Here is a 24,152-nt window from a genome sequence, read left to right as displayed (position 1 = left end):
TGTGCGATGTGCGCGCGAAGCCGTTGACGTCCCTCGACTTCTCGGGATCGGCGGCGAGCGGGGAAGAGCGTATCGACCCCGTCCGCTCAGCCGCAAGCCTCGTCAGATCGACGGCGCGGGACGGCGCCGCCCGGGCGGCCGCGTGTGTCCGTGGCGGCCGATCTCGGTGCGGACGAGGCCGCCCCGCCGCCCGGGCGCCCGCGGGTGTCGCCTTTCACGAGTGAGAGGGTTCTCGCCGGGCCGCGGCCCCGGATCCAGGTGCCATACTGGGCGTCGTGACTCAAGCGATCGCCCTTGGCATCCCTACCATTCGCGAGGAGCGTCCCGTTCTGGCGCCGCGCAGGCCCACCCGCAGGATCAGGGTGGGGGACCGGTACGTGGGCGGCGATGCACCGATCACGGTCCAGTCCATGACGACCACCAAGACCCACGACATCGGCGCCACCCTCCAGCAGATCGCCGAATTGACGGCAGCCGGCTGCGACATCGTGCGCGTGGCCTGCCCCACGGACAAGGACGCCGCCGCCCTGCCCGTCATCGCCAAGCAGTCCCGCATCCCGGTCATCGCCGACATCCACTTCAATCCCAAGTACGTCTTCGCGGCCATCGAGGCCGGCTGCGGGGCGGTGCGCGTCAATCCGGGCAATATCCGCAAATTCGACGATCAGGTCGCCGAGATCTGCAAGGCGGCCTCCGACCACAACGTCTCCCTGCGCATCGGCGTCAACGCCGGCAGCCTCGACAAGCGCCTGCTCAAGAAGTACGGCCGGGCCACGCCCGAGGCGCTGGTCGAGTCGGCCGTGTGGGAGGCGGGCCTGTTCGAGGAGTGCGGCTTCCACGACTTCAAGATCTCCGTCAAGCACCACGACGTGGTCACCATGGTCCAGGCCTACCAGCTGCTGTCCGAGAGGGGCGACTGGCCCCTGCACCTGGGGGTGACCGAGGCCGGCCCCGCCTTCCAGGGCACCATCAAGTCCTGCGCCGCCTTCGGCACGCTGCTCGCCCAGGGCATCGGCGACACGATCCGGGTCTCCCTGTCCGCCCCGCCGGTGGAGGAGGTCAAGGTCGGCACCAAGCTGCTGGAGTTCATGGGCCTGCGCGAGCGCAAGCTCGAGATCGTCTCCTGTCCGTCGTGCGGGCGCGCCCAGGTGGACGTGTGGACCCTGGCCGAGGAGGTCGAGGCGGGGCTCAAGGACGTCAAGGCGCCCCTGCGCGTGGCCGTCATGGGGTGCGTCGTCAACGGGCCCGGCGAGGCGCGCGAGGCCGACCTGGGCTGCGCCTCGGGCAACGGCAAGGGCCAGATCTTCGTGCACGGCAGGGTCGTCGAGACCGTCCCCGAGGCCCGGGTGGTCGAGACCCTTCTGCGCCACGCCCAGGACATGGCCGACACCCTCACGGCCGAGCTCGGCGAGGAGGCCCTGGCCGGCACCCGCCCCGCCGTCGTCGCGGGCGTGTAGGCCCGGTGCGCCAGTGAGGGCCGCGCGTCCCGACCGTCCCGCGTCACCATGAGGATCCCGGCCCGGCACCTGACCTGCGTCGCCCCCGCGCGCACCGAGGGTCTGCTGGCGCTGTGCGCCCTCGACCCGGTCGGCGGCGTGTGCCTGGCCCAGCAGGTGGGGCGCTGGCGATCCTGGAACGACGGCGACGTCGTCGCGCTGGGCCGGTCCGCGCGCCCGGCCGGCGCCGCCTGGGCCACCGGCTCGCTCCTGCCCTTCGGCCTGGCGCCCCGGCCCGGGCTCGGTCACGACGGCGCCACCCGCCGGCAGGTGCGGGCTCTGGCCGAGCACGCCGGGGCGCGCCTGACCCGCAACGGATCGGTCTACGGGCCCGCCGCGGACGTGGCCGCGGTGTGGCCGCACCTGGCCGACTGCGGTCTGCGCTCGCGCGAGGAGCGCTGGGTCCAGCCGCTCCTGGTGGCCCCGCGGGAGACCGTGGGGCTGACCCGGGACGCCGTGCGGCGCCACCCGGACATGGGCTGGGCGGCCGAGGGCCTTCACGCCGCGACCCTGGGCGAGGAGGAACTCGTCCTGCCGGCCTCCGTCGCCATGTTCGCCGAAGAGGTCGGCTACGACCCCACCTCCGCGGGGGGCGCCTACGCCCGCCACGTGAACTGGCTCGTGGCCGCGCGGCGCAGCTACGTCGTCGTCGACGACGGCGAGGGGCGCCCGCCGCTGCCCGGTGGCCGCCGTCGGGTGGCCTTCAAGGCCGACGTCGGGGCCCTGTGGAACCCGGTGCCCGGGCGTGTGGACGGCGTCGCCCAGCTGACGGGGGTGTGGACGAGGCAGGACCTGCGCGGCAGGGGGCTGGCCTCGGTGGCCCTGGCGGCCGTGATCGGGGCGGTGCGGGCCCGGCACGTCGGGGCCCGGGGGACCGTGAGCCTGTACGTCAACGACTTCAACACGGCGGCCCTGGGCCTGTACGGGCGCCTGGGGTTCGAGCGCGCGGGCACCTTCGCCACCGTGCTCCTGTGAGGGGCGCCCCGCACCCTTCGCCGCAACCGGCGGAAAAGACACGCGAAACCGGCGGAAAATGCGCATCGGCCTCTTCTCGCGGACCGGGTCCTCCTCGTCGCCCCCGGCGTCCCGGGTGCGGCTCTTGGCGTGGCGGCAATTCCCGCGGGACTCCCGCTCGGCGGCTCGCAGGACCGCGCGGCCCACGCGGAGAAGGCGCAGGTGTCGGGTGACGACCACGAGGGCTGGCGAGGACCGCGCGGAAGGCGGCTTCCGCGGAGCCCGCTCGGGGCGGGAAGCGGCGCCCTGGGAGGATCGTTCGCGCCGGCACCCCAGCACGTTGGCGCCACAACCGCGGAATCATGCGGAAATCGCCGAGCGCATCCGAGGTGCCCGCCCGAACGATCCTCCCAGGGCGCCAGAATCAGGATCCGATGGAGCCCGCCGATCGACCCCGCGCGCCCACGAGGACCGACCCCGCCGACCGCCCCGTCGACCACAGGAGCGCGGACCCGCGACTTCGTCACCAAGGCCGGGGCCAAAGGCGCCGCCGTCAACCACAGGAGCGCGGACCCGCGTCTGCTACGCCCCTTTCCATCTGCTACGCCCCTTCACCCTTCACTGTACGAGAAAAAGGAGCGCAGCAGAGGGCGAAGTGAGCGCAGCCGAGGGTGAAGCGGGCGCGGCGGCGGGCAACCGATACATCGAATCGTATGTCGCTTCCGCCGGTCTCGCGCGTCGTTTCCGCCGGTTTCGGCGAATTCAGGCGGTGAGCAGCTCAACCAGGGCGGGGGCGAGGGCGCGGAAGGCCCGACCGCGGTGGGAGATCGCGTTCTTCTCCCGCGCGCTCATCTGCGCCGTCGTCCGCCCGGCGCCGCCCGGCGCGTCCTCCGCCGCGGGCACGAAGACGGGGTCGTAGCCGAAGCCGCCCCCGCCTCGCGGCGAGCGCAGGATCCGGCCCTCCATCGAGCGCTCGACGACGAGGTCGTCGGCGGCGCCGGGGCGCACGAGCACCGCCGCGCAGGTGAAGCGCGCCCCGCGGTGCTCGTCGTCGACGTCGGCGATCTGGGCGAGCAGGAGCCGCAGGTTGGCGTCGTCGTCGCCGTGGCGGCCGCACCAGCGCGCCGAGAAGACCCCCGGCGCTCCGCCGAGCACGTCCACGCACAGCCCCGAGTCGTCGGCGACGGCGGGCAGCCCGCTCGCCTCCGCCAGGGCCCGGGCCTTGATCCGCGCATTGGCCGCGAAGGTGAGCCCGCTCTCGACCGGCGCGGGCGCGTCCAGCGCGGCCGCCGAGATGATCGCCTCCGGGGCCAGGCCGGGCACGAGCGGGGCGAGAATGGCCCGCAGCTCGGCGAGCTTGCCGGGGTTGCGGGTGGCCAGGACCAGGCGGGCGCCCGGGGGCGGCGCGACCGGTGACAGTACGGCCGACGGCGCAGACGGCGGCGCGACCGGCGGCGTCGGTGCCTCCGACGGCGGCGCCGACTGCGCGGGCGCCGTCGTCCGCTCCTCCTCCATCCGGTTCACCTCTCAGCCCCGCTCGCCGGAGCGGACGGTGAAGGCCTCGCCGGTCGGACCGGCCAGGGCGCGGGCCTGCAGCCCTGCCAGCTCGGCATTGCCCTTGGCGGCCAGGTCGAGCAGGGCGCACAGCTCGTCGCGGTTGAAGGGGGCGTGCTCAGCAGTGCCCTGCACCTCGATGAACTTGCCCGCCCCGGTCTGGACGACGTTCATGTCCGTGTGCGCCCGCACGTCCTCCTCGTAGGGCAGGTCCAGGCAGGGGGCGCCGTCGACAATGCCGACGCTGATCGCCGACAGCGAGTCGGACAGGACGGGCCCGCCGGCGCGGGGTTTGATGAGGCCCCGTCCGCCGGCCCAGGCGACGGCGTCGGCCAGGGCGATGTAGGCGCCCGTGATGGCGGCGGTGCGGGTACCGCCGTCGGCCTGCAGAACGTCGCAGTCCAGGGCGATCGTGTTCTCCCCCAGGGCGGCCACGTCGATAATGCCGCGCAGGGAGCGGCCGATGAGGCGGGAGATCTCGTGGGTGCGGCCGCCGACCCGCCCGCGCACGGACTCGCGGCCGGAGCGCTCGGAGCCCGCGCGAGGGAGCATGGCGTACTCTGCGGTCACCCAGCCCTCGCCGCCGCCCTTGCGCCAGCGCGGCACGCCCTCGGTGAAGGAGGCCACGCACAGGACGCGGGTGAGCCCGAACTCGATGAGGACATTGCCCTCGCCGTGCTCCTGCCAGTGGCGGGTGATGGTGACGGGGCGCAGCTCATCGGCCGCGCGCCCGTCCTTGCGGGTCCTGGTTCCAGTCACGGCGTCAGGCTACCCGCCGGGCGGGTGCGCGCACGTCCGGGCGCCGCTCGGTTCCGGTGCGCGGGCCGGGCCGTCCGTCGGGCGGGGCGGGGGTGCGCGTCGGCGCCGACGGCGTTCCGTGCGGCTCCGGGGCCGCGGTGTCTTCGTCGGGGCGCAGGACGGCATCCTGCGCTCGACGGCGGTGGTGTCGTCGTCGGGGGCTCCCGCCGGGTGCGGGGCGGTAGGTCACCGTATGGTTGCAAAGGCGGCCGGAGGCTTGCTCCCGTGGTGCGCGCGCGTATACCTGAGGAGGCTCTGCACACTCCCCACCCCTTTAAGGATCCCATCGTGCCGATCATGTCCCGTTGCGCCTGTCCCCGCCCTGCTGCGCCGCAGTCCGGCCCTTCGCCGCAGTCCGCCCCGTTGCGCCCGCGCCGCAGGGCGCTGTCCGCCGGCGGCTGTCTCGTCGCCCTGGTCCTCGCCCTGACCCCGGCCCTCGCCGGGTGCGGTGAGGCCACCGCGCAGGGCACTTCGCCCACGAGGGCCGCCACGGTCCAGCAGCAGGTCCTCGTCGCGGTTCCCGATGTCGTCGGCATGAAGGGTGACGCCGCGGCCGAGGCCCTCAAGACGGCCGGGCTCACTCAGGCGCCGAGTTATACGGACGTCGACGGCAAGGAGTCCGTGTGGGAACCGGGCAACTGGTCCGTCACCGCCCAGGAGCCGGCGGCCGGCGCCCAGGTTCCGGCGGGTCAGGCGATCACCCTGACCGTCAACCACGACTCCGCCAAGGCGGCGGCCTCGGCCAGGGCATCGGCCTCCGCCGCGGCCGCCGCCGAGGCGTCGGCGTCCGCGGCCGCGGCGGAGCAGGCCCGGCAGGAAGCGGCCCGCGCCGCGGAGCAGACCCAGCAACAGACGCAGCAGCCGGTCCAGACCGAGCCGGATCAGACTCAGGAGCAGTCGGACGGGTCGAGCGGGACGTACTACGCGAACTGCGCGGATGCGTGGGCCGCGGGGGCGGCCCCGCTGCATCGGGGCGACCCCGGCTACCGCGCCGGGCTGGACCGCGATGACGACGGGATCGCCTGCGAGTGGAAGCAGGGGCAGCCCGAGCAGGACTCGTCCCAGGAGCAGTCGGGCGGGTCGAGCGGAACGTTCTACAAGAACTGCTCCGAGGCGCGGGCCGCGGGGGCGGCCCCGATCTACCGGGGCGAGCCCGGCTACCGCGAGAAGCTGGACCGCGACAACGACGGGATCGCCTGCGAGTGGAAGTGAGCCGTCGCCGTCGTGCGCGCCTGGTGCGGAATGACGCGTCGGGCGCGCACGACGTTTCGGACGCGGGGCGCCGACCCGCGTTCAACGGCGTACTGAGCGACCCCGGGGCCGCGGTGTCTTCGCCGCCGGGTGCGAGGCGGTAGGTCACCGTATGGTTGCAAAGGCGGTCGAGGGGCTTGTACCCGTGGTGGGCGCGCGTATACCTGAGGAGGTTCTGCACACTCCCCACCCCTTTAAGGATCCCATCGTGCCGATCATGTCCCGTTGCGCCTGTTCTCGCCCCGTTCCGCCGCAGTCCGGCCCTTCGCCGCAGTCCGCCCCGTTGCGCCCGCGCCGCAGGGCGCTGTCCGCCGGCGGCTGCCTCGTCGCCCTGGTCCTCGCCCTGACCCCGGCCCTCGCCGGGTGCGATGACTCTCTCGCTGAAGACACCCCGACCACGGACTCGGCCTCCGCCACGGCCGCCGCGGAGGAGGCGGGGGAGGAACAGGATCAGCAGCAGGCTCAGGACCAGCCCGAGTCGGACCAGATCGAGTCGGATCAGACCGAGTCGGATCAGACTCAGGAGCAGTCGGGCGGCGGGTCGAGCGGCGTGTACTACGCGAACTGCAAGGAGGCCCGCGCCGCGGGCGCGGCCCCGCTGTACCTGGGCGAATCCGGCTACCGCGCCGAACTGGACCGCGACCACGACGGGATCGCCTGCGAGAAGTGAGCCGTCGCCGTCGTGCGCGCCCGGTGCGTCATTCCGCGCCGGGCGCGCACGACGTCTCGGACGCGGGGCGCCGCTCCGCACCACGGCTGACCGACCGTCGGTTCTATACAAGAAATTGTACTTCCGAGAGCGTCGGGGCGACGGGACAATACTTGCATCCCCTGTGTCTGACCTGTGCAAGAACGAGGAGTGGTGATGACGCCCCCCGCTATGTCCCGAACCGTCATGATCATCGACGATCATCAGGTCGTCAGTCTTGGCGTTCGAAGCGCTCTGCTCGACGCCGGCGTGGCCGATGATGCCCTGTGGCTCCCCGCGGTGGATCCGGCCCGGATCCCGACCGGCGCCGTCGTCGTGCTCGACCTGCGTCTGAACGACGACTCCAGCCCCCGCGACAACATCACGGCGCTGTCCGGGGCAGGCCACCCCGTCGTCGTGTACACCTCCGCGGAGAACCCGTGCCTCGTCCGTGAGGCCATTGCGGCCGGGGCCCTGGCGATCGTGCGCAAGTCCGCCCCCGTGGACGAACTCGTGGACGCCGTGCGCGCCGCGGCGGACGGCGAGGCGGTGCCCGGCCCGGACTGGGCGTCGGCCCTGGACGCCGACGAGGACTTCGTCGCCAGGCACCTGACGAGCACGGAGGCGGGGGTGCTCACGTACTACGCCTCGGGGGCGACCTCGGGAGTCGTGGCCCGCGAGATGGACCTGTCGCTGGCCACCGTCAACACCTACGTCACCCGCATCCGCAACAAGTACCGCGCGGCCGGCAGACCGGTGCACTCGCGCGTCGACCTGTTCCGCCGTGCGGTTGAGGACGGACTTTTGCCCTGCGTGTGCTGTTCATGATAACTGTGCGCCCATGACGGTTGTGGAGCCGGAGGGACCCCGCAGCCGTCAGACCCGTCGCATGGCGGTCGCCTGCTCGGGTCCGGCGATGCTCGCCGCAATCGGGTCGACGGGGGGCGCGCTGCTGTCCTGGCTCATCGGCGCCCCCCTCCCCGTTCTGGCGGCCTCCGCCGTCGGGCTCGCCCTGCCCCTGCCGACCTCCGCCCTCGCCCTCGCCTCGATCCTCCTGGCCCGCCGTCGGCCCGAGCGCCCCGGCGGGCGCCTCGTCGAGCGCGCGTGGGAGCGCCTCGCCCTGGCCCAGGTCCTGTGGTACACGGCCTTCTGCATCGGCTGGGGACTCGCCCGCGCCCTCCTGAACCCGGCGGGAGCGGGCGGCGTCACGACGACGGCGCCCCTGACCTCCCTGTTCACCCCGGTCGTGCTCCTGGCGGTCGGCTCCCTGCCGGTCCGTTGGGCGTTCGTCTGGGTGCTCCTCCTCGGGCCCCTGCAGATCCTCCTCAATGCGACGCCGGGGGCGCTCCCGGACTATCGCGTGTGGCTGACCGCCGGTTACTACACCTGCCTGGCGTTGAGCGTCGTCGGCATCTTCGGGTGGACCCTGGGGAGGGTCGAGGCCCTCGACGAGGCGGAGGCGGCGGGGTCGCGGCAGGAGGATGCGCTGGCCGCGCGCCGCGCCGTCGTCCTCGCCCGGCGGAGCGCGAACGCCTTCGTCCATGACGACATCCTGTCCGCCCTCATCCCCGCGGCGACCGGTCGCGTGGACGGCGAACGGGCGGCGCGCGCCGCGGTCGAGGCGATCGCGGCCCTGTCCGACGCCGGTGCGGCGGCGTGGACGGCGCCGCCGGCCACCGCCCGGGAGATGTCCGCCGCTCTGGAGCGGATGGCGGCCTCGTTCCCGGTGCGCATCGACGTCCGCACGCGGATCGACGGTGAGGCGGACCTGCCGCCCGCCGTCGCCCGGGCGCTGCTCCTGGCCGCCAGGCAGGCCGTGGCCAACTCCGTGCGGCACGCCGACCCGACCGGCCGCGGGGTGCGCCGCAGCATCGCCCTCGACTGCCGCGACGGCGCGCTGAGCATCCGGGTCGAGGACGACGGCGTGGGCTTCGCCGCGTCCGCCCGCTCGGACCGCCTGGGGATCACGGACTCGATCGAGCGGCGGGGTGCGGACGCGGGGGTGGGGGTCGAGATCCGCTCCGCGCCGGGGGAGGGGGCCGCCGTCGTCCTGCGCTGGGAGCCGGCGGAGCCGGTGGGAGGGGGCGAAGAGCCGGCGGAGAGGACGGGGTGCGGTGCGGGCGGCGCGACCGGAGCGGGCGGACCGCGCGGGCCCGTGGACGCCACCGCGTCCGAGGCGGTCTTCCTCCCGGTCATGGAGACGCCGTCGGCGCGGACGATCGTCCTGATCATCGTGGCCTTCCACCTGGGCAGCGTCCTGCTCCACTGGTCGGAATACCGGATCGCCTGGGTCTCCCCGGCGTGCTTCCTCCTTCTGGCCGCCTGCACCTGGCTCCTGGTCAGACGCTGGTCGGGCGCCATGCCGATGTCGGCCGCCTGGGCGGTGGCCGTCGCCGTCGGGGCGGCCAACGGCGCCCAGTTCGCCGTGATCGTGTCCCGCCCCTCGCCGGGGTGGGACCACTGGACGGCCGGGGCGGGGACCTTCCTCGCCTGCGGCCTCGTCCTGCGGGGTCGGGGGCGGCAGGCCTGGGCGGCGATGGCCCTCATGGTGGCGGGGACGACGGCGTGGACGCTCGCCACGGGCGGGTCGCTGCTCGTCGTCGGCGCCTACAACGGCGGCCACGCCCTGACCCTGGCCCTATGGAGCCTGACCGCGATGTGGTCGGATCGGGCGTACCGGGCGATCGGCTTCCAGCAGCGCCGCCTGCAGTCCCTGCGGGCGCAGCGCCGGGCCGAGGAGGAGACCGAGCGGGTGCTCATGGAGGCGCGGGCGTCGGTGGCGCGCCGGGCCCTGCCGGTGCTCCGGGAGATCGCCTCCGGGGTCATCGACGAGGGGATCCGCACGCGGGCCCGGCTGCTGGAGGCCGAGCTGCGCGATGAGATCCGCGCGGCCTGCTTCACCGGGACCGCGGTGGTGGGGGCGGCGCGGCGGGCGCGAGCGCGCGGCGTGGACGTCGTCCTGCTCGACGACGCCGGTTCGACGGCGGAGGGGATGATGGAGGCGCCCCCGACGGAGGGTTCTGAGCGCAGTCGGCTCGTGAAGGTCGTGGCGCGGTTCCTGGAGGGGGTGGACCGTGGGCGGGTCGTTGTGCGGGTGCCGCCGCGCTCCCGCGGACTGCTCGTCGTCGCCACCCGCGACGGCGAGATCGCCCTCAGCCTGCGGCGCGGGTGAGGGGTTCTTCGATTCGCCCGAACCCGCCCCGGGCGAGTCCCTCGGCGCGGTGGCGCGGGAGAACGCGGGACTGTGGAACCGCCCCCGCCGGACGCGGTCGGCCCCTTTCCCGCTGAGACGTTCGCCCCGCTCTCGAGAGCAGCGGTCAGAGTCGCCCTTTTGAGAGCGAAGTGCAATTCCGACGCCGGGAAACGCCTCGGTCCGACGTCTCCCGGTCCGCGAGCACGTCACTTAACCCGCGAGATCGCCGCTTGACCCGCGAGCACGTCACTTGACCCGCGAGCACGTACCTCTAGCAGACGTTCTCGCGGGTTAAGTGGCGATCTCGGCACCCACCCGACGATCTCGCGGGTTACCCGGCGATCTCGGCGCCGGCCCTGCCCCGACGAGACTCCCCGTCCCCGCGGCACCGCTCCCGGCGAGAAAGGTCCATGGCTGCTCGAACTGATATTGCGCCTTTCTCGCCGGGAACGGTAGTCCATGGGCCAGGATCGGCGTGGTGACGGGGGTGGGCGGGCATGGGATGATACTGGTGGGGCTCCTGGGACGGACCGGGACGGGGGCGTGTCCAGATCTGTTGCAAAGGCGTCTCGCGGCGGGATCGGCGTTGAGCAGAAGCGCGGAATATCAACGATTCTCTCCGTGCACTCCGGCGCGATCGGGGCCTTTGCAACAGATTTGGACAACTTGCGCCGCCGCGGTCGCCGCCGAGGATCCCCCGGAGGGGCGCCGCGGGCCGGGCGGCGGCCGCGGCGGGCGCTCCCTGACGTCGAGACGCGCACTTCGCACTCGAAAGTGCAGTTCCAACCGTTGTTCTCGAGTGCAAAATGCACATCTCGGCGAGGAAGTGGCCGGCGTCGCGATCCTCGCTGACCGCGGCGCAGATCCCGCCCCGGAGCATCTCCGGCGACCCGGCGAGAAAGGCGCTTCATATTTCATGCTTCGCATCAATCCGGGTGCTTCAGTGCCCGTCGACTGCGAAGAGGGTCGCCTCCCCGGTCTTCTGATGGGAGAAAGGGGCACCGCCCGCTCCATGCGTTCAGAGGACGGTTCGGACCCGTCGAAGATCCCCGCCCTCGCGTCGATCCCCGGGCCTCGCGAGGGCTCCGCGGCCCGCGATGCGGGCCCCGTCCGCGCACGTGCTCCGCCCCCGATCGGCCGGTCGACTGAAATTATTCGACCGGGTCGGCCGATAGGTCTAACCAATGGAATGAGCGGGTCGGATGGTTGGCGGGTTTTGTCTCAATTCTGAGACTTGCGGGGAGGGCGGTCCCCTCCAAGAATGGATTCGCACGGAGGGTGCGCCGTCTTGGGCGGCGCCGGACTCGTTCCAAGGAGGGACATCATGCCGGCTTGGCTCGGGGGGATACTGCTGGTGGCCGCATTCTTCGGAGTGTCCTGGCTGTATGAGACGTGGAAGGAGAAGGCGCAGGAGAAGGGCGGAACCGGGGCGAAGGTCGCTCGGGTGTCCGATACCATCGGCAGGGGGATCGGGGCCGGTCTCAGTGGTCTGCAGTGGATCTTCGTCAAGGTGTTCGGCGTCGTGAGCGTGCTCGTCGCCGTCCTGCTCCTGTATCTTCTCTCCATCACCGGATTCGATTTCAAGATCCTGCTCGGGGCCGTTGTGCTCGGCGGATACGGGGTCTATCTGCTCGTGCCCGGGGAGAGGAAATGGCTCTTCTTCTGGTGGTGATACGGGCCCCTCGACCGGTGAGTACGACTCCTCCGCGGCCGGATGAGGCGCCTGGCGAGGGGAGGACCGGATAGAATTGAAAGGACCGACAGGAGGATCATCATGAGTATCAAGAAATGCGCCGTCGCCGCCACTGCCGTCGTCCTCGCGTGCAGCACGATGCTGAGCGCCTGCTCCCTGGGGAGCGCGGCCAGCAAGGGCGGGGATACGACCTGCGCCGAGTACCTGAAGATGTCGAACGACGAGAAGACGGAGGCGATCAAGCTCCTTCTCAAGGAGAAGAACGACGATCCCTCGAACGGCGCGATCTCGACGGCGAAGATGTCCGCGACCCTGTTCTGCAAGACGGCCGGATCCGATAACTCGCGCATCCGCGAGATCAACGGCTGAGCCACTGCCCGCCGCCGCGGGTCCGACCGCGACCGCCCCCGCTTCTCCCGCCGCCGATGCCGCCGAGTGATCCGCCCTCAGCGGGGCCCGACCGCGTCCGCCCCGCGCTCCGGGCGTGATGCGCCGGGCGCGACGAAGGCCGCCACCCACCGGGTGGCGGCCTTCACGTGCTCGGCGGCGAGGTGCGCTCAGATATTCAGATGTTGCGCGTCACCTTGCCGGCCTTGAGGCAGGACGTGCACACGTTGAGGCGCTTGGGGGTGCCGTTCACGAGGGCGCGCACGCGCTGGATGTTCGGGTTCCACCGGCGGCTGGTCCGCACGTGGGAGTGCGAGACGCTCTTGCCGAAGATGGGGCCCTTGCCGCAGACGTCGCACACAGCAGCCATGGTTTCACTCCTGAATCTTCTTGCCGGGACGTCAGGGCGAGCGCCCGACGCGAGGTCCACCGCCCGGGAGAAGTCCCACGGGCAACCCGGACACTGTATCCGACCGCGGCCCTCGGCCCCAAGCACCCGGGGCGTGGGCTCAGGCACACGGCGTCCCTCCTGACGGCCCCCGCCGGGAGGGGCGCGGGCGGCTCCGACGGGAGTGACAGGTGGCGGGTCGGGGCGGCCCTTCGCCGGGAGGGGCGCGGGGCCGGGAGGACGATTGCCGCGTGCGGGCACGACCGGCCGCCCTCGCCGGAAGGGGTCGGAGGCCCGGGACGGCCGCGCCGGGCGGGCCGTCCCCGTTCGCGCTGCCGCAACACGGCGCGCCGGGTAGCCTTGAGGCACGGCCGGGCCCCATCAGCGCCGGTGCCCGGCCCACGACAACAGGAGGACGAGGTGCTCCACGGCTACGGACCCGGCCCCCGGCGCGCAGGAACCGAGCAGCGGACTCGCCTGCTGGACGCCGGGGCGGTCCGCGACTGGTTCGCCCTGGCGGTGACCTCCGCGGAGGAGACGCGCGAGCTCGTCGACTCCCTCAACGTCTTCCCCGTTCCGGACTCCGACACCGGCACCAACGTGCTGCTCACCCTGCGCTCGGCCGCCGACGCCCTGGCGCTCCTGCCGGAGGGCGCCGACGTGGCCCAGGCCACCCGCGCCACGGCCGACGGCGCCGTGCGGGGCGCCCGCGGCAACTCCGGGCTCCTGATCTCCCAGGCCCTGGCGGCGCTGGCGGACGTGAGCGCCGAGGCCCCCGACCCGGCCGGTTTGCAGCCCGTCGAACTGGTCCGCGTCTACGAGCAGATCGCCTCCAGCACCTGGGCCGCCGTCTCCCGCCCCGTGGCCGGGACCCTGCTCACCGTCGCCCGCGACGCGGCCGCCGCCGCCCGCTCGGCCCTGACGGGCTGCGAGCTGGACGCTCCGGCCACGATCGCGGACCTCGCCGCCGCCGCCGCCCTGGGGGCCCAGGAGTCCGTGGTGGAGACCGCGGGCCTGGGGCACGGGCCCGTCGACGCCGGGGGAGCGGCCCTCATGCTGCTGTTCACCGCCCTGTCCGACGCCCTGGCGCCCCCGGAGGACGACGGCGCGCCCTCCGCCTACACCGAGGTCGCCCGGCAGATGCTCACCGACCTGGCCGCCGGCGGCGTCTCCCACACCGCCGAGGCCGACGGCGCGGGCGCCCCCGACTTCTCCACGGGCGAGTTCGAGGTCATGTACCTGCTGGAGGCCACCGCCCCCCAGGCCGCCGAGCTGCGCGGCCAGCTGGAGGAGATCGGCGACTGCGTGGGCGTCGTCGGCACCCCCGACGCCCTCGGCGTGGGCCTCTACCAGGTCCACGTCCACACCGACACCCCCCGGGCCGCCCTGCCCCGCAGGGGGCGCGCCCGCCAGGTGTGCGTCCACCACCTCCACCCCACGACGCTGGCCCTGGCGGCCCCCTGGGACGCGGGGGATCCGCCCCTGCCCTACGCGAGCCACTCCCAGGCAGGCGTCGGGCACGTCGTCTCCTTCGAGAGACTCGCCGCCCGCCGGGGCCGCCGCGTGGCCTCCGAGCGCGACAAGTCCATGCGCATGCACCCCTCCCAGCAGCGCTTCCGCTCCGGCGCCTCCCCCGGCCGGCGCCCCTCCCGGGAGGATCCCGGGGCCGACCGCATCGGCGTCATCGTGTGCACCCGCGCCCCCGGGCTCGTCGAGCAGCTCGCCCGCACCGGCGCCGTCGTCGTCCTGGACCCCGAGCGCGAGGGGATCGTGCGCGCCGCCGGCGACCTGGGCCTGAGCCGGGTCCTCGTCCTGCCCTGCGACGCCGATTCGGCCGCCCGCGCCCACGAGGCCGCCCGGTACCTGGCGGCGCGCGCCCTGCCCGCGATCATCTCGGGCCCCGCCGGCACCCGCTCGGCGGTCTACAGCACCCGCTCGACGGCCTCGGGCACCGCCTCGGACCCGTTCCCCCGGGGCACCCAGCTCCTCGTGTGCGACACCGACGACGAGGCCCGCGTCCTGGCGGCCGCCGTCGCCGTCGCCGGGCAGACCGGCGGGGAGTCCCTGTCCGAGCTCGCCCTGCGGGCCGGGCGGGCCGGGGCGGACATGCGCACCCTGGCCCTGAGCGGCCCCGACGCCGAGCCCGACGCCGTCGCCGACGCCATCTCCTCCCTCCTGCGGCCCGACGACGAGCTCCTGACCGTCATCCTCGGCCGCGACGCCCTGCCCGACGTCGGCGACCTCGCCGCCGCCGCCACCCAGCGGGCCGGGGCGCTCGTCGGCGACCCCGGCGCCGTCGAGGTCGTCATCCACGCCGGCGGGCAGGCCCGCCCCGACGTCCTGCTGGCCGTGGAGTAGGGCCGCCCGCAGTGACCGACGACGCGCCCCGCACCGGCCCCGCCCGCGCCCGCCGGGGCTCGGTCCCCCTCATCGACGCCCCCCTGGCCCGGCTGGTGGGCAAGCGCACCGCCGACCGGCTCGCCAAGCAGGGCGTGACCACCGTCGGCAGGCTGCTGCGCCTCCTGCCGCGACGCTACGACACCTGGGGCGATCTGACCGACCTGAGCGCGCTGGCCGACGGCGAGCAGGCCACCGTGCAGGTGCAGGTGGTGCGGGCCTTCGCCAGGCGCACGCGCGCCGGCCGCCCGCCCGCCCTCATGGAGGCCATCGTCACCGACGGCGCGGCCAACATGGAGGTGGTCTTCTTCGGCGGCGTGGGACTCATGAATCACTACGCCGAGCAATTCGCCCCCGGCACCACCGTGCTGCTGTCCGGGCGGGTCGGCCTCCACCACGGGCGCAAGCAGCTGGCCTCCCCGCGCCTGGAGATCCTCGAGGACATGGACGAGGCCGAGCGGGAGGCCTTCCTGGCCCGCCCCATCCCCATCTACCCCGCCACCGAGTCCCTGCCCGGCCTGAAGGTGGCCAGGATCGTGCGCACCGTCCTGGACCGCCTCGCCCCCGGCGACGTGCCCGAGCCCCTGCCCGAGGCGGTGCGCGCCGCCCACCGCCTCGTCGACGCCCTCACCGCCTACCGCTGGGTCCACCGGCCCGAGGACGCCGGGCAGTGGCGGGCCGCGCGCCGCCGCCTGCGCCACGAGGAGGCCTTCGTCCTCCAGGCGGCCCTGGCCCGGCGCCGCGCCGAGCACGAGGCGACCCGCACCGCCGTCGCCTGGCCCGTGCCCGGGCCCGACTCCCTGCGCTCCGACCTCGACGCCGCCCTGCCCTTCGCACTGACCGCCGGGCAGGAGCGGGTCGGCTCCGAGCTCGCCGCCGCGCTCGACTCGACCGTGCCCATGCAGCGCCTCCTCCAGGGCGACGTCGGCTCCGGCAAGACGCTCGTGGCCCTGCGCGCCATGCTGCAGGTCGTCGGGGGCGGCGGCCAGGCGGCCCTGCTCGCCCCCACCGAGGTCCTCGCCGCCCAGCACCACGCCTCGCTCGGCTCGCTTCTGGGCCCCCTGGCGGGCGCCGGCATGCTCGGCGGGGCCGAGCGCGCCACCCGCGTCCACCTGCTGACCGGCTCCACGCCCGCCTCCGCCCGCCGCCGGATCCTCGCCGAGCTCGCCGCCGGGGAGCCGGTCATCGTCGTGGGCACGCACGCCCTGCTGTCCGAGACCGTCCAGATGCCCCTCCTGGGGCTCGTCGTCGTCGACGAGCAGCACCGCTTCGGCGTGGCCCAGCGCGACGCCCTGCGCGAGCGCGCGCTCGCCGTCGACCCCGCCACCGGCAGACGGCTGACCCCCCACCTGCTGGTCATGACCGCCACCCCCATCCCGCGCACGGTCGCCATGACCATCTTTGGCGACCTGGAGATGACCGTCCTGGACGAGCTGCCCGCCGGGCGCCGCCCGGTGACCACGCACCTGGTGCCCTGGGAGCGCGAGACGTGGGTGGCCGGCATCTGGCGGCGCGCCGCCCGGGAGGTCGCCGCGGGAGGGCGCGTCTACGTCGTGTGCCCCCGCATCGACGCCACCGGGGAGCCCGGGTCGGGGCCCGCCGATGAGGACGTCGTCGGGACCGACGACGACCTCCTGGACGGGCTCGCCGACGCCCCGGCCCGGCCCCCGGCCGCCGTGGCCGAGTGGGCCGAGCGCCTGGGGGCCGAGCCCGCGCTGGAGGGCGTGCGCATCGGGACCCTGACCGGCCGCATGAGCCAGGCGGACAAGGACGCCGCCATGGAGGACTTCGCCTCCGGGCGCGCCCCCGTGCTCGTGGCGACCACCGTCGTCGAGGTCGGGGTGGACGTGCCCGAGGCCAGCCTCATGGTCATCCTCGACGCCGACCGCTTCGGCCTGTCCCAGCTCCACCAGCTGCGCGGGCGCGTGGGGCGCGGGGGGCGCGAATCGGTGTGCATCGCGGTCACGGGCGCCGAGGTCGGCTCCCCGGCCTACCACCGGCTGCGGGCCTTCGCCCGGATCGGCGACGGCTTCGCCCTGGCCGAGGCGGACCTGGCCCTGCGCAGCGAGGGCAATGTGCTCGGCGCCGCCCAGTCGGGCCGGGCCAGCGACCTGGACCTGCTCAAGGTCACCCGCGACGGGGACGTCATCGCCCAGGCGCGCGTCGAGGCGGAGGCCGTCATCGCCGTCGACCCGGAGCTGAGGGACCACCGGGCGCTGGCGGCAGCCATCGCGGACCGCCTCGACGCCGAGTCCGAGGCCTTCCTGGACCGGGCCTGAGCGGGGCGCCGCCGCGCACGGGCGGCGAGCGCCCGGCCGCCCGCCGCCCCGGCCGCGCGCCGGCGGGACGGCGCCCGCGGGCCACGGCCGTCCGCGGCGGGGCCGATGGCTCTGCTAAGATCCCGCCGCGCGTCGATCTGCGAAGGAGCCCGCCCCGGTGAGTGCGAAGCTGGTGCTGCAAACGGATTTCGGGCTGGTCGACGGCGCCGTCGCGGCCATGTACGGGGTCGCCCTCAGCGTGGACGAGACGCTGTCGATCCACGACCTGACCCACGAGATCCCGCCCTTCGACATCTTCGCGGCCTCCTACCGGCTCTACCAGACGACGAGCCACTGGCCCGCCGGCACGGTCTTCGTCTCCGTCGTGGATCCGGGCGTGGGCTCGGACCGCCGCAGCGTCGCCGTGCGGACCGACGGCGGGCACATCGTCATCACCCCGGACAACGGCACGCTCACCCACCTCGCCCGCTACATCGGGATCCGTCAGGCGCGCGAGATCGACGAGGACGCCCACGCCCTGGCCGGCAGCCGGGAGAGCCACACCTTCCACGGCCGCGACATCTACGCCTACGCCGGGGCGCGCCTGGCCGGCGGGCGGATCTCCTTCGAGCAGCTCGGCGGGCCCCTGCCCCCGGCCGAGCTCGTGCGACTGCCCCTGGGCGAGGTCGTCGTCGGCGACGGGGAGATCACCGGGACCATCGATATCCTGGACATCCGCTTCGGGTCGCTGTGGACCAATATCCCGGCCGACTCCTTCAGGGCGCTGGGGGTGGACTCGGGCGACTTCGTCCGGGTCTCCATCCGCGAGAACGGCAAGCTCCGGTACCAGAACCAGATGCCGTTCACGCGCACCTTCGCCGGCGTCTCAGTCGGGGAGCCGCTGGTGTACGTCAACTCCCTGCTCAACATCGGCGTCGCCGTCAACCAGGACTCGTTCTCGGAACTGTACCACATCGGCACCGGGATCGCGTGGAAGATCAGTCTCGGCAAGCTGTAGGGCGCCGCCCCGCCCCGGGCGCGCCGACGGCGGGGCGGCCGGTTCACCCGGGCGCGCCGGTTCACCCGGGCGCGCCGGTCCCGCCGGGCTCGGCGGGCGCGTCGGGCTCGGCAAGCACGTCGGCCCCATCGGGCGCGCCGGTCCCGCCGGGCTCGGCGAACCACACGCGCGTCTCGCCGTACCTCTTCTCGCCGAATCGTCTCAGCCCCGCGGGCCAGACCGGTTCGGGGGAGCGGGCCGAGCGCTCCAGGACGACGACGGCGCCCGGCGCCAGCCACGGATCCCGGCGCCGGACCAGGGGCGCGAGCATGGCGGCGACGCCCGCCTCGTCGAGGTCGTAGGGCGGGTCGATGAGCACCAGGTCCATCGGGGCGAAGGCGGGCCCGGCCAGGAAGCTCGTCGCCTTCGCGCAGGCCGCCCGCACGCCGCGCAGGCCCAGGGCGCGGATATTGGCCCGGCACACCGCGACGGCGGTGCGCGAGGAGTCCACCAGCACCACCTCGCCGGCGCCGCGGCTGGCCGCCTCCAGACCCAGCGCCCCCGAGCCCGCGCACAGGTCGAGCACGCGGGTGCCGTCGAGTGCCCCGTAGTGCTCGAGCCTGCCGAAGAGGGACTCCCGGACGCGCTCGGAGGTCGGGCGCGTGCCGCGGCGGGGCACCTCGATCCGGCGTCCCCCGACCGACCCGGCCACGATCCTCGTCATGGCCCAGACCCTACGCCGGACCCGCGCCCCGTCGTCGGCCCGTCAGCTCTGCACGGACCAGAACTCGACCCGCTCGCTCCCCGCGCCGCGCTCGACGAAGTCCTGCGCCACGGTGCGCCCCGCGCCGCGGTGGGCGGGCTCGATGAATACCTCCACGTCGTCGGGGAGGGTGGCCGGACCCGCGGCCAGGGCCCCCTGCGGTCCCGGCGCCCCCCAGGCCGTGGATTGCTCCACGCAGATGCAGGCGGTCAGCAGCGCCAGGCTCACGGAGGTCAGGATGGCGATCGTCTGGGCGACGCGGCGGGCGGTGCGCAGCGAGGGGGAGTTCACCTGGTCGGCGCGTCGACGGCGAAAGAATTGAAGACGTTGAGAGGTCATGAGATACTCCGGAAAAGCTGATTCGAAGACTTTGTGGAAATGTGCGAGAATACGAGGGCGCGAGTCAGGAATGCCGTGGAAGAGGGTCGCGCGAAGACGAGGGGGCGCTGACGGGCGCGTCCCGGTGCGCGACGGCGGTGCGGACCGGGACGGCATGGAGTGCGACTGCACGACCGCGAGGGCGCAGCCCGGCCAGGGTCGGGGCGCGCGCGGTCGTCAACATCACTGACAACGGCGATACGAGGTCGTGCGGCAGAAGTCGCCGGTCGCGGCGGGGGACGTCGAGGAAGCTGCCTGGATCCTGGACTGAGCCATGTCTACTCCGTGTCGACCGGGCTCCGGCGCGCGGCGCCGGGACCGGTCGGTCAATATGTCGGGTTGCGATGGATGAGCCCACTGTAAGGAGGGGCGCGCCCAGGATGCAAGCAAAACGGGGAGCCGTGTTGCGGGCCGGGGGCGGCGGGGTCGGCGTCGTCACACGGGCGGAGCGGGCCGGTCCTCGGCGCGCGTCCCGCCTCCGCGCGGCCCGCCCGCTAGCGTGCTGCCATGACGCTCGCCGTGTACCCCGGAACCTTCGACCCGATCACCCTCGGGCACGTCGACGTCGTCACCCGCGCCCGCACCGTCTTCGACCGGGTCGTCGTCGGCGTCGCCCACAACGCCGCCAAGCGCGGCCGCCACCTGTTCGGCCTCGACGAGCGCCTGGAGCTGGCCCGCGCCTCCCTGGCCCATCTGAGCGGGGTGGAGGTCGACGTCGTCCCCGGGCTCCTGGCCGACTACTGCCGCGAGCGCGGGGCGGGGGCGATCGTCAAGGGTCTGCGCGGCGGCACGGATCTGGACGCCGAGGTCCCCATGGCGCTGCTCAACCGCGACCTGGGCGGGCCGGAGACGGTCTTCCTGGCCGCGGCCGGCGCCCACGCCCGCGTCTCCTCCTCCCTGGTCAAGGACGTGGCCGGGCACGGCGGCGACGTGTCCGGGCTCGTGCCCGCCGCCGTGCTGGCGGCCCTCGAGCGCGAGCTCGCCCCCGCCGCGGCCCGCCCGCCGGCCGGGCGACCCTGACCACCTCAACGCCATCTGGAAGGATGAGACCGTGACGACCAGCCGTGACGCGGGAGAGGACCTCCTGCGCATCCTCGATGAGCTCGACACCCTCATCGCCTCGGCGCGCTCCATGCCCATGAGCGCCTCCGCGATCGTCCACCGCCAGGACGCCCTCGAGCTCATTGAGAAGGCCCGCGAGTCCGTCCCGAGGGCGGTGCGCCGCGCCGAGCAGATCGTGGCCGACGCCGACGCGGTCCTCGCCCAGGGGAAGGCGGAGGCCGAGAGGATCGTCCTGCGCGCCCAGGAGGAGGCCGAGCGCCTGGCCGCCAGCGAGAACGTGGTGCGCATGGCCAATGACCGCGCCGACGCGATCGTCAGCACCGCCGAGGAGCGCGCCGGGGCGCTGCGCCGGGGCGCCGACGAGTACTCCGACCGGTCCCTGGCCTTCCTGGAGGCGGAGATCAGCCGGCTCGCCGAGCAGGTCAGGGCGGGGCGCGAGGTGCTCGCGGGCAGGCTCGGCGGCGCCCAGAACGGCGAGGGGCGCGAGCGCTCCCAGGAGTCCTCGCGCCGCTTCGCCGGGTGGTCGGTGGACCCGACCGCCTCGCGCTGACCCCCCGGCCGCCCCCGGCTCCCGCTCGGGCGCCCGACGCCGGTAGATTCACCCCGCGAAGGCCCCGCCCCGGCGGCGGCCCCGGACCAGGAGGAAGATGTGACCGGACTCGTCGTCGATATCGTGGACCTGCCCCGCTCCAGCGGCGCCGCGAAGACCGTGCACCGCCGGGCGCCCGCCCCCGCGGGCCTGGGCACGCCGGTCATCGGCGTGCCGGAGGGCTCGCCGATCCTTCTCGACGCCACCCTGATCTCCATGGACAACGGGGTCCTCGTGCGCGCCGGCGCGCGGGTGCGCGTGCACGGCGAGTGCGTGCGCTGCCTGCGCGACCTGGACGAGGAGCGCACGGTGGACTTCGACGAGCTCTACCTCCTGCCCGGGGCGGCGGCCGCCCGGCTCGAGGAGGGGGACGAGGAGGCCGCGGACCTCTTCCTCGTGGGCGAGACCGACCTCGACCTCGAGCCCGCCCTGCGCGACGCCCTGATCCTGGGCCTGCCCCAGCGGCCCTTGTGCCGCCCCGACTGCCCGGGGCTGTGCCCCGGCTGCGGCGAGAGGATGGAGGACCTGCCCGAGGGCCACGCCCACGAGGTGGTCGACCCGCGCTGGTCCGCGCTGGCGGGGCTGTTCGACGGCGATGCCGGGGGCGGGGACGGGGCCCCGGGCGGCGCCGTCGGCGGTGATGGGAGCGGCGGGAATGACGGTGCCGGTGACGGCGGGGGCGCCGTCGGCGACGGGGAGGTGCGGGCCTGATGCCGGGGTCCCGCAAGTCCCGGCGCACGCCGCCCCCCGCGCGCGCGGACGTCGAGTCCCTCGTCTTCCGGTGGGGGGCGCAGATCGACCCGGCGCTGCTGGACCTGGCCCTGACCCACCGCTCCTGGGCCCATGAGAACGGCGGCCTGCCCACCAACGAGCGCCTGGAGTTCCTGGGGGACTCGGTCCTGTCCATCGTGGTGACGGAGAACCTCTACCGCACCCACCCCGACGCCCCCGAGGGCCAGCTCGCCAAGATGCGGGCGGCCACCGTCTCCGAGCCCGCGCTGGCCGCCGTCGCCCGCGACCTGGGGGTGGGGGAGTTCATCAAGCTCGGCAAGGGCGAGGCCCTGTCCGGCGGCAGGCGGAAGGACTCGATCCTGGCGGACACGGTCGAGGCGCTCATCGGGGCTGCCTACCTCACCCACGGGCTGGAGCCGACCCGCGAGGTCGTCACCCGCCTGGTCTCCCGCTTCCTGTCCGCCGCGCCCACGCGCGGCGCGGGGCTGGACTGGAAGACGAGCCTGCAGGAGCTGACCGCCGCCCACCACCTGGGCAGCCCCTCCTACGAGGTCGTCGGCGAGGGCCCGGACCACAGGCGGGTCTTCACGGCCACGGCGCTGGTCGACGGGCGGGCCCTGGGCCGGGGGACCGGCTCGTCGAAGAAGACGGCCGAGCACGACGCCGCCGAGGCCGCCTACGCGGAGCTCCTGGCGCGCCACGGCGACGGCGGACTCGACCTGCCCGGCGTCAACGAGGCCCTGCGCGCCGACCTGGGCCTGCCCGGCGCCCCCGGCGCCGACCCGGGCCTGCCCGACCCCGGCGCCGGCCCGCGCACCGGTCCGGGTCGCCCCGGCGCCGGTAACGTCCTCCACGCCGCCTCGGACCGATCCGGCGCCGACCCGGATCCGCGGCCGTGAGCCGGTCGCGGCCCGCGGGGGTGCGCCGTGCCTGAGCTGCCGGAGGTCGAGGCGGTGCGGGCCGGACTGGCCCGTCACGTCCTGGGGCGGCGCGTCGAGCGGGTGGAGGTCTTCGACGCCCGGCCGCTGCGCCGGCAGGCCGGGGGACCCGGGGCCTTCGTCCGGGGCCTGGAGGGCCGGGTGCTCATGGCGGCGGTGCGGCGCGGCAAGTTCCTGTGGCTGCCGCTCGACGACGGCGCGGCGCTGGTCGCGCACCTGGGCATGAGCGGCCAGCTGCTCGTGCGCACCGCCGCCCCGGCCGGCGCTGTCACTGGTCTGCCCGGCGCTGACCCGTCCGGCATTGACCCGGCTGGCGCCGCCCCGCCCGGCGCCGGCGCCCGGGGCGATGGCGAGGGCTCCCCGAATGCCGATCTCCCGGCGCCCGACGGCGCACAGCCCCCGGACCTGACGGCCACGCGCGCCCCGACCCTGGTGCGGGACCTGTCGCTGCGCCCCCGGCACCTGCGAGTGCGCCTGCACCTGGGCCCCCGCCCGGGCGACCCTGCGACCGGCGCGGACGGGCCGGTCGCCGCCCTCGACCTGGTCGATCAGCGCATGCTGGGCGGCCTGCACCTGGCGCCCCTCGTGCCCACGGCCGACGGCGCCCCCGGGGGCCGGGGCGACGACGCGCCCCTCCTGCCCGCCGGCGCCACCCACATCGCCCGGGATCTGCTCGACCCCCATCTGGACGAGGCCGGCGTCATCGGCCGCATGCGCTCCTCCCGCCGGGCCGTCAAGACCCTGCTGCTCGATCAGGGGATCGTCTCGGGGATCGGCAACATCTACGCCGACGAGGGCCTGTGGGCCGCCCGCGTCCACGGGCTGCGGCGCGGCGAGGAGCTCGGCCCGCGCGTGACCGCCCGGATCCTGCGCGAGACCGCGGGGGTGATGCGCCGCGCCCTCGAAGTCGGCGGGACGAGCTTCGACGCCCTCTACGTCGACGTCGAGGGGGCGGCCGGCTTCTTCGCCCGCCGGCTCGCCGTGTACGGGCGCGCGGGCCTGCCCTGCCGGCGCTGCGGGACGCCGCTGCGCTCGGAGGTGATCGGCGGGCGCAGCCACGCCTTCTGCCCGCGCTGCCAGACCCGTCCCCGCTCGCGCCCGTGACCGATCGCCGCCGGTTCCGGTCCGAGGTCGTCTGCTACGTCTCTTTCCCTCTGCTACGCCCCTTGACCCTTCACTGTACGGGAAGAAGAAGCGTAGTGGAGGGCGGAGGAGCGTAGCAGAGGGAAAAAGGCGTAGTGAACAGCCCGACGTCGTCCTTGGGGCCCCGCGGGCGCGGACCTGCCGGGGCGCGGTGAATCTGGCCGCCCTGCTCGCCACTTGGGGCCCCGCGGGCGCGGACCGGCCGGTGGCGGGTGGCCCGAGGAGGCGAAAAGGTGGCTGGCGCATAACTTTCGGGTGCGCGGCGGCTCTTGCGCTCACGGGGAATGGCGTCATTGCGCCACTTCGGGACGGGGTGCGCCTGGGATGGGGGGTGAAAGATATGCGGCGGCCACCTTTTTGGGTCCCGCATTAACCTCGATCTTTCATCGTCTGGTTGGGTGGGGTTGGGCGGCGTCGTTGCCGGTGCTGCGGGGTTGATTGTGGCATGGGGGTGCGGTGGTTCGCCGCGCGTGGTGGGGCGCGGTGGTCGGTG

General features: G+C 74.4%; 21 protein-coding genes. 16 read left to right on the top strand and 5 right to left on the bottom strand.

What is annotated here, in order from left to right:
• The first annotated feature begins 275 nt into the window (after positions 1 to 275).
• Together ispG and G446_RS0105325 are read left to right on the top strand one after the other, a co-directional pair.
• Positions 276 to 1,457, top strand: coding sequence for a flavodoxin-dependent (E)-4-hydroxy-3-methylbut-2-enyl-diphosphate synthase (gene ispG / locus G446_RS0105330; protein WP_026409372.1), 1,182 nt, complete (start codon positions 276 to 278; stop codon positions 1,455 to 1,457).
• Positions 1,458 to 1,505: 48 nt separating this feature from the next.
• On the top strand, positions 1,506 to 2,471 hold the full coding sequence (locus G446_RS0105325; protein WP_026409371.1) for a GNAT family N-acetyltransferase: 966 nt from the start codon (positions 1,506 to 1,508) through the stop codon (positions 2,469 to 2,471).
• Between the two features lie 741 nt (positions 2,472 to 3,212).
• On the opposite strand, the gene rdgB is transcribed toward G446_RS0105325, so the two are convergent.
• Both rdgB and rph read right to left on the bottom strand, forming a co-directional pair.
• Positions 3,213 to 3,965: an RdgB/HAM1 family non-canonical purine NTP pyrophosphatase gene (rdgB, locus tag G446_RS0105320; protein WP_084779012.1), complete on the bottom strand. Its 753-nt coding sequence runs from the start codon at positions 3,963 to 3,965 to the stop codon at positions 3,213 to 3,215.
• A 12-nt stretch (positions 3,966 to 3,977) separates the two neighbouring features.
• A complete protein-coding gene (gene rph / locus G446_RS0105315) occupies positions 3,978 to 4,763 on the bottom strand; it encodes a ribonuclease PH (protein ID WP_026409369.1) in 786 nt (261 codons plus the stop codon).
• Positions 4,764 to 5,099: 336 nt separating this feature from the next.
• Between rph and G446_RS20560 the strand changes: the two genes are divergently transcribed.
• The 6 genes from G446_RS20560 (at position 5,100) to G446_RS0105280 (ending at position 11,996) form a co-directional block, all read left to right on the top strand.
• Positions 5,100 to 6,014: an excalibur calcium-binding domain-containing protein gene (locus tag G446_RS20560; RefSeq protein ID WP_245574598.1), complete on the top strand. Its 915-nt coding sequence runs from the start codon at positions 5,100 to 5,102 to the stop codon at positions 6,012 to 6,014.
• A gap of 256 nt (positions 6,015 to 6,270) precedes the next feature.
• Positions 6,271 to 6,723 (top strand): excalibur calcium-binding domain-containing protein, encoded by a 453-nt coding sequence (locus tag G446_RS18640; protein WP_156916530.1) that lies wholly within the window; start codon positions 6,271 to 6,273, stop codon positions 6,721 to 6,723.
• 195 nt (positions 6,724 to 6,918) lie between these two features.
• Positions 6,919 to 7,569 (top strand): response regulator transcription factor, encoded by a 651-nt coding sequence (locus G446_RS0105295; RefSeq protein ID WP_245574594.1) that lies wholly within the window; start codon positions 6,919 to 6,921, stop codon positions 7,567 to 7,569.
• 88 nt (positions 7,570 to 7,657) lie between these two features.
• Complete coding sequence (locus G446_RS0105290; RefSeq protein WP_211228249.1) at positions 7,658 to 9,913, top strand: DUF8320 family protein; 2,256 nt, start codon at positions 7,658 to 7,660, stop codon at positions 9,911 to 9,913.
• A 1,345-nt stretch (positions 9,914 to 11,258) separates the two neighbouring features.
• Entirely contained in the window at positions 11,259 to 11,606 is a 348-nt protein-coding gene (locus G446_RS0105285; RefSeq protein WP_026409366.1) for a hypothetical protein, read from the top strand.
• Positions 11,607 to 11,708: 102 nt separating this feature from the next.
• Entirely contained in the window at positions 11,709 to 11,996 is a 288-nt protein-coding gene (locus G446_RS0105280) for a hypothetical protein (protein ID WP_026409365.1), read from the top strand.
• Positions 11,997 to 12,192: 196 nt separating this feature from the next.
• On the opposite strand, the gene rpmB is transcribed toward G446_RS0105280, so the two are convergent.
• The gene (gene rpmB / locus G446_RS0105275) at positions 12,193 to 12,384 is read right to left on the bottom strand and encodes a 50S ribosomal protein L28 (protein WP_026409364.1); all 192 of its coding nucleotides are present in this window, start codon (positions 12,382 to 12,384) and stop codon (positions 12,193 to 12,195) included.
• 438 nt (positions 12,385 to 12,822) lie between these two features.
• Here rpmB and G446_RS0105270 point away from each other — a divergent pair, with 438 nt between their 5' ends.
• The 3 genes from G446_RS0105270 to G446_RS0105260 all read left to right on the top strand — a co-directional run bounded on the left by G446_RS0105270 (position 12,823) and on the right by G446_RS0105260 (position 18,075).
• The gene (locus G446_RS0105270; protein WP_245574593.1) at positions 12,823 to 14,760 is read left to right on the top strand and encodes a DAK2 domain-containing protein; all 1,938 of its coding nucleotides are present in this window, start codon (positions 12,823 to 12,825) and stop codon (positions 14,758 to 14,760) included.
• Between the two features lie 83 nt (positions 14,761 to 14,843).
• Complete coding sequence (locus G446_RS0105265) at positions 14,844 to 17,078, top strand: ATP-dependent DNA helicase RecG (RefSeq protein WP_026409362.1); 2,235 nt, start codon at positions 14,844 to 14,846, stop codon at positions 17,076 to 17,078.
• 157 nt (positions 17,079 to 17,235) lie between these two features.
• A complete protein-coding gene (locus tag G446_RS0105260) occupies positions 17,236 to 18,075 on the top strand; it encodes an SAM hydrolase/SAM-dependent halogenase family protein (protein WP_026409361.1) in 840 nt (279 codons plus the stop codon).
• 61 nt (positions 18,076 to 18,136) lie between these two features.
• Here G446_RS0105260 and rsmD read toward each other — a convergent pair whose 3' ends face one another.
• Positions 18,137 to 18,778 carry a 16S rRNA (guanine(966)-N(2))-methyltransferase RsmD gene (gene rsmD, locus G446_RS16105; protein WP_051285672.1) on the bottom strand — a complete coding sequence of 214 codons (642 nt, stop codon included), beginning with the start codon at positions 18,776 to 18,778 and terminating at the stop codon, positions 18,137 to 18,139.
• A 42-nt stretch (positions 18,779 to 18,820) separates the two neighbouring features.
• Positions 18,821 to 19,156 carry a hypothetical protein gene (locus tag G446_RS0105250; protein ID WP_156916527.1) on the bottom strand — a complete coding sequence of 112 codons (336 nt, stop codon included), beginning with the start codon at positions 19,154 to 19,156 and terminating at the stop codon, positions 18,821 to 18,823.
• Positions 19,157 to 19,702: 546 nt separating this feature from the next.
• Between G446_RS0105250 and coaD the strand changes: the two genes are divergently transcribed.
• From coaD to G446_RS0105225, 5 genes are all read left to right on the top strand, one after another.
• The gene (coaD, locus tag G446_RS0105245; RefSeq protein WP_026409359.1) at positions 19,703 to 20,215 is read left to right on the top strand and encodes a pantetheine-phosphate adenylyltransferase; all 513 of its coding nucleotides are present in this window, start codon (positions 19,703 to 19,705) and stop codon (positions 20,213 to 20,215) included.
• A gap of 31 nt (positions 20,216 to 20,246) precedes the next feature.
• Complete coding sequence (locus tag G446_RS0105240; RefSeq protein WP_026409358.1) at positions 20,247 to 20,807, top strand: ATP synthase subunit B family protein; 561 nt, start codon at positions 20,247 to 20,249, stop codon at positions 20,805 to 20,807.
• Between the two features lie 99 nt (positions 20,808 to 20,906).
• On the top strand, positions 20,907 to 21,557 hold the full coding sequence (locus G446_RS16100; protein ID WP_084779011.1) for a YceD family protein: 651 nt from the start codon (positions 20,907 to 20,909) through the stop codon (positions 21,555 to 21,557).
• Positions 21,557 to 22,477: a ribonuclease III gene (gene rnc / locus G446_RS16095; RefSeq protein WP_084779010.1), complete on the top strand. Its 921-nt coding sequence runs from the start codon at positions 21,557 to 21,559 to the stop codon at positions 22,475 to 22,477. The genes G446_RS16100 and rnc overlap by 1 nt, the downstream gene beginning before the upstream one ends.
• Before the next feature lie 27 nt (positions 22,478 to 22,504).
• A complete protein-coding gene (locus G446_RS0105225; RefSeq protein WP_026409357.1) occupies positions 22,505 to 23,620 on the top strand; it encodes a DNA-formamidopyrimidine glycosylase family protein in 1,116 nt (371 codons plus the stop codon).
• Positions 23,621 to 24,152 lie beyond the last annotated feature (532 nt).

This window comes from Actinomyces dentalis DSM 19115 (genome assembly GCF_000429225.1).
In the GTDB taxonomy this organism is placed as follows: Bacteria; Actinomycetota; Actinomycetes; order Actinomycetales; family Actinomycetaceae; genus Actinomyces; species Actinomyces dentalis.
Note: the sequence above shows the minus strand (reverse complement) of the source record. Positions and strands in the feature narration are given on the sequence as shown.